The 16,852-nt window shown below is 73.7% G+C and carries 17 protein-coding genes; 10 read left to right on the forward strand and 7 right to left on the reverse strand.

Annotation, left to right across the window (positions count from 1 at the left end):
* Window positions 1–165: 165 nt before the first annotated feature.
* Complete coding sequence (map, locus tag E4P40_RS02955) at window positions 166–936, forward strand: type I methionyl aminopeptidase (protein ID WP_135157177.1); 771 nt, start codon at window positions 166–168, stop codon at window positions 934–936.
* Here map and E4P40_RS02960 read toward each other — a convergent pair.
* Together E4P40_RS02960 and E4P40_RS02965 are read right to left on the reverse strand one after the other, a co-directional pair.
* Entirely contained in the window at window positions 920–2,101 is a 1,182-nt protein-coding gene (locus E4P40_RS02960; RefSeq protein ID WP_135157175.1) for a cystathionine gamma-synthase, read from the reverse strand. The two genes, map and E4P40_RS02960, sit on opposite strands and share 17 nt — an antisense overlap.
* Window positions 2,098–3,492, reverse strand: coding sequence for a cystathionine beta-synthase (locus E4P40_RS02965; protein ID WP_135157173.1), 1,395 nt, complete (start codon window positions 3,490–3,492; stop codon window positions 2,098–2,100). The genes E4P40_RS02960 and E4P40_RS02965 overlap by 4 nt, the downstream gene beginning before the upstream one ends.
* A gap of 102 nt (window positions 3,493–3,594) precedes the next feature.
* Between E4P40_RS02965 and E4P40_RS02970 the strand changes: the two genes are divergently transcribed.
* Genes E4P40_RS02970 through E4P40_RS02980 form a run of 3 tightly spaced genes read left to right on the forward strand, consistent with a single transcriptional unit; the run spans window position 3,595 to window position 6,467 of the window.
* Entirely contained in the window at window positions 3,595–4,602 is a 1,008-nt protein-coding gene (locus tag E4P40_RS02970) for an aldo/keto reductase (RefSeq protein WP_135157171.1), read from the forward strand.
* Window positions 4,599–5,078, forward strand: coding sequence for an XdhC family protein (locus E4P40_RS02975; protein ID WP_135157169.1), 480 nt, complete (start codon window positions 4,599–4,601; stop codon window positions 5,076–5,078). Before E4P40_RS02970 ends, E4P40_RS02975 begins: the two co-directional genes overlap by 4 nt.
* A 6-nt stretch (window positions 5,079–5,084) precedes the next feature.
* Window positions 5,085–6,467, forward strand: a complete 1,383-nt coding sequence (locus E4P40_RS02980; RefSeq protein WP_135157167.1) for an FGGY family carbohydrate kinase — start codon at window positions 5,085–5,087, stop codon at window positions 6,465–6,467.
* Window positions 6,468–6,476: 9 nt separating this feature from the next.
* Here E4P40_RS02980 and hisN read toward each other — a convergent pair whose 3' ends face one another.
* Window positions 6,477–7,250, reverse strand: a complete 774-nt coding sequence (gene hisN, locus E4P40_RS02985; RefSeq protein ID WP_348519636.1) for a histidinol-phosphatase — start codon at window positions 7,248–7,250, stop codon at window positions 6,477–6,479.
* A 52-nt stretch (window positions 7,251–7,302) separates the two neighbouring features.
* Window positions 7,303–7,485 carry a DUF2795 domain-containing protein gene (locus tag E4P40_RS02990; protein ID WP_135157163.1) on the reverse strand — a complete coding sequence of 61 codons (183 nt, stop codon included), beginning with the start codon at window positions 7,483–7,485 and terminating at the stop codon, window positions 7,303–7,305.
* Between the two features lie 51 nt (window positions 7,486–7,536).
* Here E4P40_RS02990 and E4P40_RS02995 point away from each other — a divergent pair, with 51 nt between their 5' ends.
* On the forward strand, window positions 7,537–8,073 hold the full coding sequence (locus E4P40_RS02995; protein WP_135157161.1) for a DUF2087 domain-containing protein: 537 nt from the start codon (window positions 7,537–7,539) through the stop codon (window positions 8,071–8,073).
* Window positions 8,074–8,193: 120 nt separating this feature from the next.
* Window positions 8,194–8,964, forward strand: coding sequence for a hypothetical protein (locus E4P40_RS03000; RefSeq protein ID WP_135157159.1), 771 nt, complete (start codon window positions 8,194–8,196; stop codon window positions 8,962–8,964).
* Window positions 8,965–8,970: 6 nt separating this feature from the next.
* Here the strand turns inward: E4P40_RS03000 and rsgA are convergent, their stop codons facing one another.
* From rsgA to E4P40_RS03015, 3 genes are all read right to left on the reverse strand, one after another.
* Entirely contained in the window at window positions 8,971–9,843 is an 873-nt protein-coding gene (gene rsgA / locus E4P40_RS03005) for a ribosome small subunit-dependent GTPase A (RefSeq protein ID WP_245160102.1), read from the reverse strand.
* 143 nt (window positions 9,844–9,986) lie between these two features.
* On the reverse strand, window positions 9,987–11,267 hold the full coding sequence (gene aroA / locus E4P40_RS03010; RefSeq protein ID WP_135157157.1) for a 3-phosphoshikimate 1-carboxyvinyltransferase: 1,281 nt from the start codon (window positions 11,265–11,267) through the stop codon (window positions 9,987–9,989).
* Window positions 11,268–11,289: 22 nt separating this feature from the next.
* Window positions 11,290–12,747 (reverse strand): NAD-dependent succinate-semialdehyde dehydrogenase, encoded by a 1,458-nt coding sequence (locus tag E4P40_RS03015; RefSeq protein WP_209305171.1) that lies wholly within the window; start codon window positions 12,745–12,747, stop codon window positions 11,290–11,292.
* A gap of 136 nt (window positions 12,748–12,883) precedes the next feature.
* Here E4P40_RS03015 and E4P40_RS03020 point away from each other — a divergent pair, with 136 nt between their 5' ends.
* The 4 genes from E4P40_RS03020 to E4P40_RS03035 all read left to right on the forward strand — a co-directional run bounded on the left by E4P40_RS03020 (window position 12,884) and on the right by E4P40_RS03035 (window position 16,836).
* Window positions 12,884–13,630, forward strand: coding sequence for an SOS response-associated peptidase (locus E4P40_RS03020; RefSeq protein WP_135157153.1), 747 nt, complete (start codon window positions 12,884–12,886; stop codon window positions 13,628–13,630).
* Between the two features lie 2 nt (window positions 13,631–13,632).
* Window positions 13,633–15,135, forward strand: a complete 1,503-nt coding sequence (locus E4P40_RS03025; protein WP_167762085.1) for a fused MFS/spermidine synthase — start codon at window positions 13,633–13,635, stop codon at window positions 15,133–15,135.
* Between the two features lie 296 nt (window positions 15,136–15,431).
* On the forward strand, window positions 15,432–16,013 hold the full coding sequence (locus E4P40_RS03030) for a dihydrofolate reductase family protein (RefSeq protein ID WP_135157149.1): 582 nt from the start codon (window positions 15,432–15,434) through the stop codon (window positions 16,011–16,013).
* A gap of 196 nt (window positions 16,014–16,209) precedes the next feature.
* Window positions 16,210–16,836 carry a maleylpyruvate isomerase family mycothiol-dependent enzyme gene (locus tag E4P40_RS03035; protein WP_209305170.1) on the forward strand — a complete coding sequence of 209 codons (627 nt, stop codon included), beginning with the start codon at window positions 16,210–16,212 and terminating at the stop codon, window positions 16,834–16,836.
* Window positions 16,837–16,852 lie beyond the last annotated feature (16 nt).

A 16,852-nucleotide genomic window follows, 5' to 3' on the forward strand; every position in this document is an offset into this window, starting at 1 on the left:
GGCGGCAGATACGGCCAGGCGACCTCCGCCGGGGTTCGATTCCCGCAGCGGCCTGCAGCAGGGCGCCCAGCCGGCCGCCCATCCAGAGGCTCGCCCCGAGCTTGCGAGGGGTGAGGAGGATGGGGTCCCTTGAAGACCGGGACGGTCAGACCGGAAGGAGTTCCCGTGATCGAGCTGCGCACGCCTGGCGAGCTGGAGGCCATGCGCGCCGCCGGTGCGGTGGTCGCCGACATGCTGGCCGCCGTCCGGGCGGCCGCGGCGCCGGGCGTCCGGCTGACCCGGCTCGACGCCGTCGCCCGGGATGTCCTCGCCGCGGCGGGAGCCACCTCGCCGTTCCTCGGCTATGCCCCGGCGGCCACCACGCCGCCGTTCCCGGGCGTGGTCTGCCTGTCGGTCAACGACGTCGCGCTGCACGGCGTCCCCTCGCCGGACGTCCTCGGGGACGGCGATCTGCTCAGCGTCGACGCGGGCGCCACGCTCGACGGGTGGGTCGGCGACGCCGCGATCACGTTCCCGGTGGGCACGCCGCGACCGGAGGACCTGTCGCTCGTGGCCACCGCGGAACGCGCGCTCGAGGCCGGTATCGCGGCGGCCGTCGTGGGCAACCGGGTCGGCGACGTCTCCGCGGCCATCGGCGCCGTGGGCCGCGCCGGCGGGTGCGGGATCAACACCGACCAGGGCGGTCACGGCGTCGGCCGGACGATGCACGAGGCCCCGCACGTACCGAACGAGGGCCGGGCGGGGCGAGGGGTCCCGCTGCGGCCCGGCCTGGTCATCGCCATCGAGCCCTGGTTCCTGGCCGGCGGGAGCGACGACTACCGGGTCGACGCGGACGGCTGGACGCTGCGCAGCGCCGACGGCAGCCGGGCCGCCCACGTCGAGCACACGGTCGCCGTCACCGAGGACGGCCCCAGGATTCTCACGCTTCCGCTCTGACGGGGGCCCTTCTGCTGACGGCGCCGCGCTCAGCCAGGGCCTGCTCCAGGTCGGCCAGGAGGTCGTCGACGTCCTCGATGCCGACCGAGAGGCGCACCAGGTCGGCCGGCACCTCCAGCGGCGAACCGGCCGCGCTCGCGTGCGTCATGCGGCCCGGATGCTCGATCAGCGACTCCACGCCGCCCAGCGACTCCGCCAGCGTGAACAGCTGCGCCCGCTCGCACACCTTCAGTGCGGCGTCCTCGCCGTCCCTCAGCCGGAACGAGACCATCCCGCCGAAGCCGGCCATCTGCTTCGCGGCGACGTCGTGCCCGGGGTGGGTCGGGAGCCCCGGGTACAGCACGCCCGAGACCGCCGGGTGGTCGAGCAGGTACTCGGCCACCCGTGCGGCGTTGGCCGAGTGCCGGTCCATCCGGACGCCCAGCGTCTTGAGGCTGCGCAGCACCAGCCACGAGTCGAAGGGGCTCGCCACCGCGCCCATCGCGTTGTGGTTGTAGGCCAGGCGCTCGCCGAGGCCGGTGTCCCGCGTGATCAGTGCGCCACCGACGACGTCCGAGTGCCCGCCGAGGTACTTGGTCGTCGAGTGGACGACGACGTCCGCGCCGAGGGTGAGCGGCCGCTGCAGGTAGGGCGAGGCGAAGGTGTTGTCGACGACGAGCAGCGCGCCGGCCTCGTGCGCGACCGCCGCGGTGAGTTCGATGTCGGTGATGTTGAGCAGCGGGTTGCTCGGGGTCTCGCACCAGACGACGCGGGTGGTCGGCCGGATCGCCGCGCGCACCGCGTCGGGGTCGTCGAGGTGGACGGGCGTGTACTCCAGACCCCACTCCGACAGCACGCGGGAGATGAGCCGGAACGTCCCGCCGTACGCGTCGCCCCCGAGGACGACGTGGTCGCCGGGACGGCAGGCGGTCCGCAGCAGGGTGTCCTCAGCGGCGAGGCCGGAGGCGAAGGCCAGCGCCGTGGTGCCCTCCTCCAGCGCGGCCAGCGCCTCGTGCAGCGCCGTCCGGGTCGGGTTGCCGCTGCGGCTGTACTCGTAGCCGCCGCGCAGGCCGCCCACGCCGTCCTGCTTGTAGGTGGTGGTGAGGTGGACGGGCAGGATCACCGCCCCGGTCGCCGGGTCCGGTTCCTGCCCGGCGTGGATCGCCCGCGTGTTGAAGCCGCTCATGGGCCGACCGTATGCCCGAGCCCCGCCAGGTGGCCGAGCACGTCCTGGCGGGTGACGACGCCGGCCGGCTTGCCGTCGACGTGCACCACGAGCGCGTCGGCGGAGCCGAGCGCGGCGACCGCCGCGCCGACCTCCTCCCCGGAGCCGATGATCGGCAGCGGCGGGGACATGTGCTTCTCCACCCGGTCGGCGAGGCTGGCCCGGCCGGCGAAGAGCGAGTCGAGCAGGGTCTTCTCGTCGACCGAGCCGACGACCTCGCCGGCCGTCACCGGGGGCTCCGCGCGCACCACCGGCAGCTGGCTGACGCCGTACTCGCGGAGGATGTTGATCGCGTCGCGGACGGTCTCGTTCGGATGCGTGTGCACCAGCGTCGGGGTCTCGCCGGACTTGGTGTGCAGGAGCTCGCCGACCGTGGTGCCCGAGGCGGAGTCGAGGAAGCCGTAGTCGGCCATCCACTTGTCGCTGAAGATCTTGTTGAGGTAGCCGCGGCCGCCGTCCGGGAGCAGCACCACCATGACGTCGTCCCTGGTGAGCTTCCTCGCTGCCTTCACCGCGGCGACGACGGCCATCCCGCAGGAGCCGCCGACCAGCAGCCCCTCCTCCCGGGCCAGCCGCCGGGTCATCGCGAAGGAGTCGCCGTCGGACACGGGGATGATCTCGTCGGCGATCTCGCGGTCGTACGTGGACGGCCAGAAATCCTCGCCGACGCCCTCCACCAGGTACGGGCGGCCGGTGCCCCCGGAGTAGACCGAGCCCTCGGGGTCGGCGCCGACGACGCGCACGCGACCGCCGGACGCCTCCTTGAGGTAGCGCCCGATCCCGCTGATCGTGCCGCCGGTGCCCATGCCCGTGACGAAGGTGGTGATCCGGCCCTCGGTCTGCGCCCAGATCTCCGGGCCGGTCGTCTCGTAGTGCGACTGCGGGTTCGCCGGGTTCGAGTACTGGTCGGGCTTCCAGCCGCCCGGCGTCTCGCGGGCGAGCCGGTCGGAGACCGAGTAGTACGACCGCGGATCGGACGGGTCGACGGCGGTCGGGCAGACGACGACCTCGGCGCCGTAGGCCTTCAGCACGTTGATCTTCTCCTGGCCCACCTTGTCGGGACAGATGAAGATGCAGCTGTAGCCGCGCTGCTGGGCGACGAGGGCGAGCCCGATGCCGGTGTTGCCGCTGGTCGGCTCCACGATCGTCCCGCCCGGCTTCAGCGCACCGCTCGCCTCGGCGGCGTCGACCATCCGGACGGCGATGCGGTCCTTCACCGATCCGCCCGGGTTGAGGTACTCGAGCTTCGCCAGCACCAGCGGCGCGTCGGGGCCCAGGGAGCTGGTCACCGAGGTGAGGCGCACCAGCGGGGTGTTGCCGACCAGGTCGACGACGGACTCGGCGTACTCCAACGAAGGGCCTCCTTGTCGGCTGCCGGCGGTCGGCACCCAGCTCGACCATTCCACCAGAGGGGCCGGTGGCGGGCCCGGGTGGCGACGCACGAGGATGCGGGCATGAGTCCCTCCGTCGGCACCCGCACGCTCGGCCTGACCGGCCTGACCGTCTCCTCGCTCGGCCTCGGCTGCATGGGCATGAGCCAGATGTACGGCGCCGCCGACCGGAAGGAGTCGATCGCGACGATCCACCGGGCCCTGGACCTGGGGGTCACGTTCCTCGACACCTCCGACGTCTACGGCGACGGGCACAACGAGGAGCTGGTCGGGGAGGCGATCGCCGGCCGCCGGGACGATGTCCAGCTCGCCACGAAGTTCGCGATCAGCCGGACCGAGGACGGCGGCCAGCGCATCGACGGCCGCCCGGAGAACGTGCGTGCGCGCGTGGAGGACAGCCTGCGACGGCTGAAGGTGGACGTGATCGACCTCTACTACCAGCACCGCGTGGACCGGAAGGTGCCGATCGAGGACACGGTCGGTGCGCTGGCCGAGCTCGTCGAGCAGGGCAAGGTCCGGTACCTCGGCCTGTCGGAGGCCAGCGCCGCATCGATCCGGCGGGCGGTGGCCGTGCACCCGATCGCCGCCCTGCAGAGCGAGTGGTCGCTGTGGACGCGGGACCTGGAGGCAGAAGTGCTCGGCGTCGCGCGCGAGCACGGCATCGGCATCGTCCCCTTCAGCCCGCTGGGCCGGGGCTTCCTGACCGGCGCCATCACCGGCCCCGAGGACTTCGGGGAGGACGACTGGCGGCGGGGTCATCCGCGGTTCACCGGGGAGGCCTTCGCGGTGAACCTCCGCCTCGTCGAGGCCGTCCGGGCGATGGCGCAGGAGAAGGGGACGACCCCGGGTCAGCTGGCGCTGGCCTGGGTGCTGGCCCAGGGAGAGGACGTCGTCCCCATCCCGGGCACCAAGCGGCGGACCTACCTCGAGGAGAACGTCGCCGCCGCCGACGTCCGGCTCTCCGCCGACGACCTCGCGCGGCTCGACGGGATCGCACCTCCCGGGGTCGCCGCCGGCGGCCGGTACGTCGACGCCGCCTACTCCTACGGCGACAGCCCGGAGCGGGCGTGACCGCCGACCGGCTGCTGGTGGCGGTCTTCGCCTGGCCGGTGGCCGACGTACTGGTGCGCTGGGGTGCGGAGCTCGGCTTCCGCACCGTGGTCGTCGAGCCGGACGGCGAGCGCGTTCCCGCGGGCACGCCGGACCTCGTCGTGCGGAGCTTCGCCGAGCTGGACCGGGAGCTCGCCGCGGGCACGGCGGACGTCGTGGTGACCGACCACCACCGCGACGAGCTGGGGGAACTGCTCCGCGACGCGCTCGCCCGGCCCGCCCGCTGGATCGGCGTCATGGGCAACCCCCGGCACGAGGGCCCGCACGTCGCCGCGCTGACCGCGCTCGGAGTGCCCGAGGCGGACATCGCCCGGGTGCACCGCCCGATCGGCCTCGACATCGGCTCGAAGGCCCCGGCGGAGATCGCGGTCTCGACGCTCGCCGGGCTGCTGGCCGACCGCAACGGCCGCGCCGGCGGCTTCGCGCATCCCGGCTGACGCCCGATGCCCGACGACGTCCTGCTCGGCGCCGACCTGGGCACGAGCGGCCTGAAGCTGGTCGCGCTCGACGCGGCGGGGGAGGTCGTCGGCGAGGCCGAGTCCGCGTACGAGGTCGCGCGACCGGCGCCGGGGTGGGCCGAGACCGACGTCGGCACCTGGCGGCGCGCGTTCGACGAGGCGCTCGCCGGGCTGGACCTCTCCGGCGCCCCGGTGCGGGCGCTCGGGATCGCCGGGCAGATGCACGGCGCCGTCCTGGTGGACGACGCCGAGACCGCGCTGCGGCCGGCACTGCTGTGGCCCGACCGGCGCGCGACCGGCGAGCTGGCACGCTGGCGGGCCCTGCCGTCCGCCGACCGGGCCGCCCTGGCGAACCCGCTCGCGCCGGGGATGACCGGCCCGATGCTGGCCTGGCTGGCGATGAACGAGCCGGCTGTCGTCGACCGGGCCGCGGCTGCTCTGCTGCCCAAGGACGCGCTCCGCGCAACGCTCGTCCCCGGCGCGGTCACCGACCGCAGCGACGCCTCGGCCACCCTGCTCTGGGACGTCGTGGCCGACGACTGGTCGGCCGCAGCGGTCGCGGCGGGCGGCATCGACCGCGCGCTCCTCCCGGACGTCCGGTCATCCGCCGACGTCGTCGGGACCGCGGCGCTGCCGGTCGGCGAGGTGCCGGTGGTGGTCGGCGGCGCGGACACCCCGCTGGCCCTGTTCGCGGCCGGGACGAAAGGGGCCCTGCAGGTCAACCTCGGGACCGGCGTCCAGGTGCTCCGGCCCGGATGGCGGCCGCGACCGGTCGACGACCCGGTGGTGCACGGCTACGCCGACGCCGACGGCGGCTGGTACGCGATGGCCGCGCTGCAGAACGGCGGCTCCGCGTGGGAGTGGGTCTGCGGCGTCCTCGGCCTGAGCTGGAACGAGCTGTTCGACGCAGCCGCCTCGGCGCCCGCCGGGGCCGGGGGAGCGGTGTTCCGCCCCTTCCTCACCGGCGAGCGCGGCGGCGTCGCCGGCCCGGACGACCGGGGCGGCTGGGCCGGGCTCGAACCGGGCACCACGCGCGCGGACCTCGCCCGGGCGGCGGTCGAGGGGATCGGATTCGCCGTCGCCGCGGCGGTCGGGCTGCTCGACGTCCCGTCGGGAGCCGTGCCCGTCGTCCTCACCGGTGGCGGCGCCCGGGCCGCCGTCGTCCAGCAGGTGCTCGCCGACGTCCTGCAGTGGCCGGTCCGTCACCTGCGGCTGCGCAGCGCCTCGGCGGTCGGCGCTGCGATGCTGGCCGGCCGGGGCGCCGGGCTCGACGTCGTCCCCCGGCGGGACCACGGCCCGATGGTGGAGCCGCGCCCGGCGCCGGAGCTGGCACGCGCGGCGGAGCGGTGGCGCGGGACGACCTCGTGACCGTGCAGGTCAGTCGGGGTCGGGCAGCCGGATGTGGCGCAGTGCCGCCTCGTGCAGCGCGCCGTTGGTCGCCAGTGCGTGCCCGCCGGCCGGTCCCGGGGCGCCGGTCAGGTCGGTGAAGGTGCCGCCGGCCTCCCGCACGATGACGTCGAGGGCAGCGAGGTCCCAGATCGACACCTCCGGCTCGCAGGCGATGTCGACGGCGCCCTCGGCCAGCAGGACGTAGCTCCAGAAGTCGCCGTAGGCGCGGGTGCGCCAGACGGAGCGGGTGAGGTCGAGGAAGCCGTCGAGGCGTCCCCGGTCCGCCCAGCCCGAGAGGCTCGAGTACGACAGGCTCGCGTCCGCCAGGTCGGTCACCTGCGACACCTGGCAGCGGGTCGCGGACTCCAGGCGGCGCCCCGTCCAGGCGCCGACGTCCTTGGCCGCCCACCAGCGCCGGTTGAGCGCGGGGGCCGAGACCAGGCCGACCACCGGCTCCTCGCCGTCGAAGAGGGCGATGAGGGTCGCCCAGACCGGCACGCCGCGGACGAAGTTCTTCGTGCCGTCGATCGGGTCGAGCACCCAGCGGCGCGGGCCGTGACCGGTGGTGCCGAACTCCTCGCCCATCACCGCGTCGCGGGTGCGAGCCCGGCTGAGGGTGATGCGCAGCATCTCCTCGACGGCCCGGTCGGCGTCGGTCACCGGCGTCAGGTCGGGCTTGGTGTCGACCTTCAGGTCCTGCGCCTTGAAGCGGTCCAGGCTGATCGAGTCGGCCTGATCGGCCAGCACGTGTGCCAGCCTCATGTCCTCCGAAAACCCGCGCCCCGACGTCATGGGCACCGAACCTAGCCGGGGATCAGTCGAAGACCGCTGAACTGACCCCACTCGGGCCTTCGTACTCGCGGTCCTCGATCTTCCTGAGGGCCTCCACGACCTCCTTGTCACCCCCTTGCTGCTCCGCGTGGCGGACGATGTCGTCCTTGCTCGCCGGATAGTCCATGCCGGACAGAGCCTTCTGGATGTCGATGGGACTGACCATGCCCCCGGAGTACCCGTCCGGGATCCGGGGATGCGCCGATACCGTCGGAGCGTGGACGCCGCGACGATCGCCGGACTGCTGGCCGATCCCACGCGTCTGAAGGTCGTGGCGGCCCTCGCGCTGGGCGCCGGGACGACCGAGGAGGTGGCCGCGGCGTCGGGCCTCCCGCTCAAGGACGTCGCCCTCGCCGCCCGCCGGCTGGCCCGCGCCGGGCTCGTGCACCGCGACGGCCACACCCTCCTGCTGCACGCCGACCGGTTCGGCGTGGCCGCCCGGGCCGCCGCCGAGGCGGCACCGCCCCCGGAGCCGCTGTCCGACGACCCGGCCGAGGACGCGGTGCTGTCGGCGTTCGTCCGCGACGGACGGCTGGTCTCGATCCCGGCGCAGCACAGCAAGCGGCTCCTGGTGCTGCACCACCTGGTGCGTGTCTTCGAGCCCGGCGTGCGGTACCCGGAGCGGGAGGTCAACGCGCTGCTGGCCGTCTGGCACCCGGACGTCGCCGCGCTGCGCCGCTACCTCGTCGACGAGGGGCTGCTGACCCGCGAGGCCGGCGTCTACTGGCGCATCGGCGGTCCGGTGGATCTCTGATCCGCGCCGTCTTGCGCACGGTGGTCGTTCTGCGGGCCGGGATGACCGCCGCGATGCGGATGGCGGTCGTTCCGAGTAACTCGCTCGTGCGCGCGGCCGGGGCGCGCCAGACTTCCCCGCGTGCTAGTTCCGAGCGCCGACTCGTTCGCTGCCCTGGCGCGCTCCTCGCCGTGGCGGTGGTCGACGCTGCGGTTCACCCTCCGCCGCGGCGTGGACGGCGGCGGCCCGGATCACGTCCGGGCCTGGCTGCGCCGTCCGGACCAGCTCCGGGTGGAGACCCTCGAGGGCGATCTGCTCCAGATCGTCCGTGAGCCTCCGCTGCAGGTCGGCGTCCTGACTCCGGACGGCGGCTACCCGAGAGGGCTGCCGTGGCCGGTCGAGGCCGAGCCACCGGTGCTGCGCCAGGACGGGCTGGTCGACGTCCGCCCGGCGGTGGTGTCCGCCGACGCCCCGATGTACCAGGACTACCGGTGGGTGGCGATGCTCGACCCGGTCGAGCTCGCCGATGGCCAGGACCGCGAGACCGGTGAGGAGTGGGAGGCGGTGACGGTCGACGCCGTCACCGAGGTGGAGCACGCCGGCCGGCCGGCCTGGGAAGCCGTGGTGCGCCCGACTCCCTACTACGAGCCGCGGTGCGGGTGCTGCCCGCTGCTGAGGACCCGCGCGATCGACCTGCTGGAGTTCGCGGACCACCCCCACTACGTGCTGAGGGCCTACCCCGACGCCTACCGGGTGCGGCTGGACGTGGGCACGGGCGTCTGCGTGTCCACCGAGGAGATCGGCGGGCTGACGCCCGGCCGGGGCCATGAGCTGCGGATCGAGGCGGTCGACGGACCGATGGACGACGCGCTGTTCGCCCAGCCGCGCCGCGGGCTGTTCCGCCGCCGCTAGTTCCTCTCAGTACCCGGGGCCGAGCTGACCGACCGCGCCGAGGAGCACCCGGAGCGCCGCCAGTTGCTCCAGCCGGGCCGGCGGGCCGGCCGCCGCCCAGGCGTCGAGGGCGCACTCGGGGTCGTCGGCGGTGTGCCCGCACAGCGGCGGGCAGTCGACGGCGGCTTCGGCGATCTCCTCGAACGCCTCGAGGACGTCGTCGGCGGTGACGTGCGCGAGGCCGAACGACCGGATGCCGGGGGTGTCGATGACGGTGCCGCCGCCGGGGAGATCGAAGAGCACGGCCGAGGACGACGTGTGCCGGCCCTTGCCGATCTTGCTCACGTCGCCCACCGCCCGGAACGCGTCGGGGACCAGCCGGTTGACCAGGGTCGACTTGCCGACACCGGACTGGCCGACGAAGACGCTCATCCTGTCGACGAGCCGGTCGAGGAGCGGGTCCAGCGGCGTTTCCCGGGAGATGTGCACGGCATCCAGGCCCAGCCCGGCGTACCGGTCCAACAGGGGCTGGGGGCTGCCGAGGTCGGTCTTCGTCATGCAGAGCAGCGGTTCGAGGCCACCGGCGTAGGCCGCGACCAGGCAGCGGTCGAGGAAGCCGTACGCCGGCTCGGGGTCGGTCACCGCGGTGACGATGACCAGCTGGTCGGCATTGGCCACGACCACGCGCTCGGTGGGGTCGGTGTCGTCGGCGGTGCGCCGCAGCGACGTCGTCCGTTCCTCGATGGAGACGATCCGCGCCAGGCTGTCGGTGCGGCCGCTCGTGTCACCGACCAGCCGCACCCGGTCGCCGACGACGACCCCGTGCTTGCCGAGTTCCCGGGCGCGCATCGCCGTGACGTCGACCGCGTCGACGCCGGGACCCTCGACCCGCACGGTCATGCGACCGCGGTCGACGGCGACGACCAGCCCGGGGACGGCGTCCTTGTGCGCCGGCCGGGTGCGCGTGCGCGGGCGGGAACCGCGACGGCCGGGCCGTACCCGGATGTCGTCCTCGTCCGAGCGGCTGTCGTGCCGCCGGCCGCTCAGTGCGGGACTCCCACGGGGTCGCCGAGCAGGCCGTTCCAGCGATCGACGAAGTCGGGCAGCGTCTTGGTGACGGCGCCGGGGTCCCCGGCCTGCACCCCCTCGATCGCCAGCCCGAGGACGGCGGCCGCGTGCACCATGCGGTGGTCGGCGTAGGAGTCCAGCAGGGCGGGCCGGCGCGGTCCGGGCTCGATGACCAGGCCGTCGGGCAGCTGCTCGACCCGCGCGCCGACAGCAGTCAGCACCTCGTCGAGTGCCTGTAGCCGGTCGGTCTCGTGGCCGCGCAGGTGGCCGATGCCGGTCAGCCGCGACGCCCCGTCGGCCAGCGCGCACAGCGCGGCGAGGACCGGCGTCAGCTCGCCCACCTCGCCCAGGTCGGCGACGAGCGGCCGGATCGTGCCGGTGCCGGTGACCTGCAGCCCCACGGGGGTGCGCTCGACCTCGGCACCCATGCGGGCCAGCAGCCGGTCCAGCTGGGCGCCGGGCTGGGTCGTGACCGCCGGCCAGTCCCGCACGGTCACCCGCCCGCCCGTCGCCAGCGCCGCAGCGAGGAAGGGGGCGGCGTTGGAGAGGTCGGGCTCGACGACGACGTCGCGGGCGGCGACGGGCCCGGGCGCAACCCGCCAGCCGCGATCGGTCGGAGTGACGTCGACGCCGTGCTCGCGCAGCGTCGTCACGGTCATCTCCACGTGCGGCATCGACGGGACGCCGCCGGCGAGGGACAGATCGATGCCCTCGTCGAAGCGGGCCGCGGCGAGCAGCAGGCCGGAGACGATCTGGGAGGACTCGCTGGCGTCCACGTCCACGGCCCCGCCGCGCACCCGGCCCGATCCGTGCACGGTGAACGGGGCGCGGCCGCGGCCGCCGTCGTCCACGGACACGCCCAGGGCGCGGAGGGCGGCGAGCAGCCCGGCGTTCGGGCGGTCGCGCAGCCTCGGGTCGCCGTCCACGGTGACGGCCCCGTGGGCCAGGGCAGCGACCGGCGGGAGGAAGCGCAGCACGGTGCCGGCCAGGCCGGCGTCGACCTGCGCCGGTCCGCGCAGGGACGACGGGGTCACGACCTGGTCGTCGCCGTCGTCCTCTATCCGGACGCCGAGGGCGCGGAGGCCGGCGGCCATCAGGTCGGTGTCGCGGGCGCGCAGCGGCCGGACCAGCCGGCTCGGCCCGTCCGCGATCGCCGCGAGGATCAGGGCCCGGGCGGTGATCGACTTGGAGCCGGGCAGGGCGACCACGGCGTCGACCGGGGTCGAGCGGTGCGGCGTCGTCCAGACCGGATTCACAGCGCCATTCTGCCTGGGGTTCTCAACCGGCCTGCGGCTTGTCCGCCTTCTTGGCCGGCAGCACGCGCGTGAGCTTGCGGTTGGCGAACTCGTACATGCCGAGCTCCGACAGCTCCCGGCCGTAACCCGAGCGCTTCACGCCACCGAAGGGCAGCTCGGCCGACGACCCGGTCGGCTGGTTGACGAACACCATGCCGGCCTCGATCCGGTCGGCGACCGACCGGGCCTGGTCGAGGTCGCCGGAGAAGACGGCGGCGCCGAGGCCGTACGTGGTGTTGTTCGCCAGCTCGACGGCCTCGTCCTCGTTCGACACCTTGTAGACGACGGCGGCCGGGCCGAAGAGCTCCTCCGAGTAGGCCCGCATCTCCGGGGTGACGTCGGTGAGGATCGTCGGCTCGACGAAGGCGCCCGGCAGGTCGGGCCGGCCGCCGCCGATGACGACGGTCGCGCCCTTGTCGATCGCGTCCTGGATCTGCGCGTGCAGGTCCTTGGCCGCCCGCTCGCTCGACAGCGGCGCGAGCGTCGTCGACGGGTCGCTCGGGTCGCCGGGGGAGAAGGTGGAGAACGCCTGCTTCAGGCCCTCGACGAACGGCTCGTAGATGTCCTCGGGGACGATCAGCCGCTTGGCTGCGATGCAGGCCTGGCCACTGTTCTGCATCCGCCCCGTCGTCGCGGCCCTGACCGTGCGGCCGAGGTCCTCGGTGTCGAGCACGATGAACGGGTCGCTGCCGCCGAGCTCCAGGACCGACTTCTTGAGGTGCTTGCCGGCCAGCGAGGCGACGGCGCTGCCGGCCCGCTCGCTGCCGGTGAGGGTGACGCCGCGCACCAGCGGGTGCGCGATGACCTGCTCGACGTCGGGGATGGCGAGGAAGACGTTCGTGTAGACGCCCTCGGGGACGCCGGCGTCGAGGAAGCACTTCTCGATCGCCAGGGCCGTCTGCGGGTTCAGCTCGGCGTGCTTGAGCAGGATCGCGTTGCCGAGGACGAGGTTCGGCCCGGCGACCCGGACCACCTGGTACAGCGGGTAGTTCCACGGCTCGATGGCCAGGATCACGCCGAGCGGCTCGTTCTCGACGACGGCCTCGCCCTTCATCACCTCGATCTGGCGGGGCTCGAGGAAACGGGGGCCGTTCTTCGCGTAGTAGTCGAGGATGCTGGCGGCCAGCTGTACCTCGCCGCCGGCCTCCTGGATGCGCTTGCCCATCTCGCGGGTCACGAGGGCGGCGAACTCGTCCGCGCGCTCGAGCATCAGCTCGCCGGCACGCCCGACGATCTGCGCCCGCTCCTCGACCGGGCGCCGCCGCCACTCGAGGAAGGCGGCGTGGGCCTTCGCGACGACGCCGTCGATGGCGCCGGCCTCCAGGAAGGGGAATTCCTTCTCGACCTCCCCGGTGTAGGGGTTGACAGTCGCGTATGGGCGGGCCCCGGAGTCGCTGGCGGTCTTCGGCTGCTCGGTCGGTGCGTTCTGCGTGGCGGTCACGTCCGTGATCCTCGTCTCTCGACAACTCCGTCCGTCAACGGCCCTACCCGAGCCGGTGCCCACCACGCGCGACGGCGCGGTGTCAGCAGGCCCACCTAGAGTTCGTCCCGACATCGGAAATCCGGGAGGAACCTCCATGTGCGGTCGCTACGCCGCCAGCCGCCGGGCCGAGGACCTGGTCCTCGAGTTCGAGGCCGTGCGGGCGGAGGGACAGGCGCCACTGCCGGCCGACTACAACGTCGCTCCGACGAAGGACGTGCACGTCGTCCGCTGGAAGAAGGAGCGCGACGCCGAGGGCGCACCCACCGGCGCCGGGCACCGCGAGCTCCGCGCCGTCCGGTGGGGTCTGGTCCCCTCCTGGGCCAAGGACGTCTCCGTCGGCAACCGGATGCTCAACGCCCGCGTCGAGTCGCTCACCGAGAAGCCGGCCTTCAAGAAGGCCGCCGCCTCCCGCCGGTGCCTGGTGCCGGCCGACGGCTGGTACGAGTGGGCCAAGCGGCTGGACTCCCCCGGCAAGCAGCCGTACTACGTCACCCCGCAGGACGGGTCGCTGCTCGCCTTCGCCGGCCTGTGGGAGGTCTGGGGCCGCGGCGAGGACCGGCTCTACACCTGCACGATCGTGACGTCGCCGGCCGTCGGGGCGCTGACGGAGATCCACGAGCGGATGCCGCTGGTGCTGCCCCCCGACCGGTGGACGGCGTGGCTCGACCCGGCCCGTGAGGACGTCGAGGAGCTGGCTCAGCCGACGCCGCCCGAGCTGGTCGAGGCGCTGGAGCTGCGCCCGGTCAGCACGGCGGTGAACAACGTGGCCAACAACGGGCCGGAGCTGGTCTCCCGGTCGGAGGCGGTCAGCGCTCCCGCGGACCAGCCCGCGCTCTTCTGACGGTGGAGTCAGGCCCCCACCCGCTGCCGACCTGGGTCGCGGCGACCGTCACCTTCCTCTGCTCCGGCGCGGTGCTCGTGCTCGAGATCGTCGGACTGCGGCTCATCGCGCCGTACGTCGGCGTCACGCTGCAGACCAGCACCGCGATCATCGGCTTCGCGCTCGCCGCCATCGCGCTCGGCGCGTGGACCGGGGGCGCCACCGCCGACCGCACCGACCCGCGCCGCCTGCTCGCGCCGCTGATGGTGGCCGGTGGCGCGCTCGTCGTCGCCGTCCTGCCGCTGGTGCGGTTCACCGGCTCGCTGCTCAGCGGAGCCGACGCCGGGGGAGTGCTGCTGCTGGCGGCGGTCGCGGTCGTCGTCCCGGCCGCCCTGCTGTCTGCGGTGCCGCCGATGGTGGTGAAGCTGCAGCTGGCCACTCTGTCGGAGACGGGGGCCGTCGTCGGCCGGTTGTCGGGCATCGGCACCCTGGGCGGCATCGCCGCGACGTTCGTGACCGGCTTCCTGCTGATCGCGATCCTGCCGAGCAGCGTCATCCTCGTCGGCACCGGCGGGCTCACCGTGGTGGCCGGCATCGCCGTCGGCGTCCTGCTGCGCCGCAGGACGGCGGGCGGTGCGGGCCGCGTACCACCCGGGCTCCTCGTGCTGGCCGTGGCCGGCGCCGGACTGGCCGCCGTGGCGCCGACCCCGTGCGAGCAAGAGACCGCCTACCACTGCGCCCGCGTGGTCGCCGACCCCGAGCGCGGGTCCGGACGGGTGCTGCTGCTCGACACCCTGCGGCACTCCTACGTCGACCTGGCCGACCCGACGCACCTGGAGTTCGAGTACGTCCGGGCGATCGCCGCCGTCACCGACGTCGTCGCCCCCGCCGGGGAGCCGCTGTCGGCGCTGCACGTCGGCGGCGGCGGGCTCACCCTGCCGCGCTACCTCGCCGAGGTCCGGCCGGGGACCGAGAGCCTGGTGATCGAGGTCGACCCCGGGGTCGTCGCCATCGACCGGGAGCAGCTCGAGTTGGAGACCTCCGACCGGCTGCGGGTCCGGGTGGCCGACGGCCGCGTCGGCCTGGCCGACGAGCCGCCGGGAGGTCGCGATCTGGTCGTCGGCGACGCCTTCGGTGGCCTGTCGGTGCCGTGGCAGCTCACCACCCGGGAGGCGCTCGAGCTCGTCGACGACGCCCTGGCCGACGACGGCGTCTACGCCGTCAACCTCATCGACCACCCGCCGCTGGGCTTCGTGCGCGCCGAGCTGGCGACGATGCGCGCCGTCTTCCCGCACGTCGCGCTGCTGGCGCGGATCCCGGTGCTCGCGGGCGAGGACGGCGGCAACCTGGTCGCCGTCGCATCCCGGCAGCCGCTGCCGACCGAGGCGATCGCCGAGGCGCTGACCGACCGCGACCTCGTCTGGCGGGTCGCCGAGGGCGACGCCCTGGCCGACTTCGTGGGCGACGCCGACGTGCTCACCGACGACCACGCGCCGGTCGACCAGCTGCTCACGCCGTACGGCTGAGACCGCTCTGCGAAGGTCGTCGGGCCTCCACTCAGGTAGCGATCCCTCGACTTCGATCGCGCGAGCATGTGGCGCCGAGGGCGGCTCGTGGGACACCCGCCCCTTCGCGCAGTCTCGGCCATCCGACGCCTGCGGTGGTCAGCCCTGGACGAGGCCGACGATCACCCGGCGGCGGTTCTGCGGGAGCATCCCGGCCACGCGCTGGACGGCCGGCCGCTGCCGGCCGATTGATCTCTTGCAGGAACGACAACTCACGACACGCTAATTTGGGGCAGCCCAAAGCAGAGGAGAGCCCCGTGGGCAAGGTGGTCATGTACAGCTCGGTGTCGGTGGACGGCTTCGTCGCGGACGAGGATGACCAGCCCGGACCGCTGTTCGACTGGTTGTCCAGCGGTGACGTGCCGTTGGACGAGAGCGGCGAGTTGAAGGTGTCGCAGGCGTCCTACGACTACACCCGGCCGTACTGGGACCAGATCGGGGCGACGATCGTCGGCCGCCACGTCTTCGACATGACGGACGGCTGGGACGGGAAACCTCCGGGCGGGATCGACCACGTGGTCGTCGTGACGCACCGACCGAAGCCCCAGGGTTGGGACCCCGAGGCGCCGTTCCACTTCGTCGACGGCGTCGAGGCAGCCGTGGCCAGGGCGCAGGAGCTCGCGGGTGACCGCATGGTGGAGGTCGCTGCTGGCGACGTCGGTGGCCAGGTCCTTGCCGCGGGCCTGGTCGACGAGGTCCGCATGGACGTCGTACCCGTCGTGTTCGGGTCCGGCAAGCGCTACTTCGGGTCGGTCCGCGCGCAGCACCTTCTGGAGGATCCTGACGTGGTGATTCAGGGCAACCGGGTGCTTCACCTGCGCTGTCGGGTGCGCCGTTGACGGATCTGAGCGGGGAGGCGAAGAAGTCCACTGCGCCCGGTGACACGAGGTCGGGCCTCCGGCTGCGTGTGCGCCTCGCTGTTCCGGTCGGGCAGCCGACGCCGGTCGTCCTGGCCGCGGTCTCGGCTGAAGTTGCACCGGAGAACCGGAGCTGCACCTGAGAAGACGCCGTGATTGCCCTGCGAGGATGACCTTTGTGGACACATTCGCGGAGATTGCCGACGAGCGTCGCGGTCTGGCTGCGCTGCTGTCGGGACTGACGGGGGAGCAGCAGGCGACGCAGAGCCTCTGCAGGGAATGGAGCGTCCACGACGTGGTTGCGCACCTGGTCGTGCCGCTGGAAGTAGGCATCCCGAAGTTCGTGTTGGCCATGGTGGCGTGCCGCGGGAACTTCGACCGAGCGAACGTTCGGCTGACCCGCGAGCAGGCACGTCGGCCGTTCGGCGAGCTCACCGAGGTGCTGCGTCGAAAAGCCGACTCGCGGTTCACCCCGCCCGGTGCAGGTCCCGAGGCGCCCCTCACGGACCTGCTGGTACACGGCCTGGACATCCGCTGGCCCTTGGGGCTGCCCCGCGACATCCCCCAGGAGCGCCTGCACACGTCGCTGACCTACCTGACCGCCGCGCCCGCCGGTGGCGTCGTGCCCAAGGGAACGCTGGACGGTCTGCGATGGGAAGCCAGTGACATCGACTGGTCTCACGGCAGCGGTCCTACCGTGCGGGGCGACGCCGAGGCGCTCCTGCTGGCAATCACCGGCCGCACCGTCGCACTCCGCCACCTCAGCGGGGACGGCCTATCGACGTTGCGTGGCCGACTGGCCTGACCCTGTCCCGTCCCGA

This window comes from Blastococcus sp. CT_GayMR20 (assembly GCF_004570345.1).

Excerpts from the sequence above, each read along its gene's own strand:
- E4P40_RS02960 (WP_135157175.1), bottom strand. The coding sequence starts at position 2,101 with ATGAGCGGCTTCAACACGCGGGCGATCCACGCCGGGCAGGAACCGGAC.
- E4P40_RS02970 (WP_135157171.1), top strand. The coding sequence starts at position 3,595 with ATGAGTCCCTCCGTCGGCACCCGCACGCTCGGCCTGACCGGCCTGACC.
- E4P40_RS02980 (WP_135157167.1), top strand. The coding sequence starts at position 5,085 with ATGCCCGACGACGTCCTGCTCGGCGCCGACCTGGGCACGAGCGGCCTG.
- hisN (WP_348519636.1), bottom strand. The coding sequence starts at position 7,250 with ATGAGGCTGGCACACGTGCTGGCCGATCAGGCCGACTCGATCAGCCTG.
- E4P40_RS02990 (WP_135157163.1), bottom strand. The coding sequence starts at position 7,485 with ATGGTCAGTCCCATCGACATCCAGAAGGCTCTGTCCGGCATGGACTAT.
- rsgA (WP_245160102.1), bottom strand. The coding sequence starts at position 9,843 with ATGACCGTGCGGGTCGAGGGTCCCGGCGTCGACGCGGTCGACGTCACG.
- E4P40_RS03020 (WP_135157153.1), top strand. The coding sequence starts at position 12,884 with ATGTGCGGTCGCTACGCCGCCAGCCGCCGGGCCGAGGACCTGGTCCTC.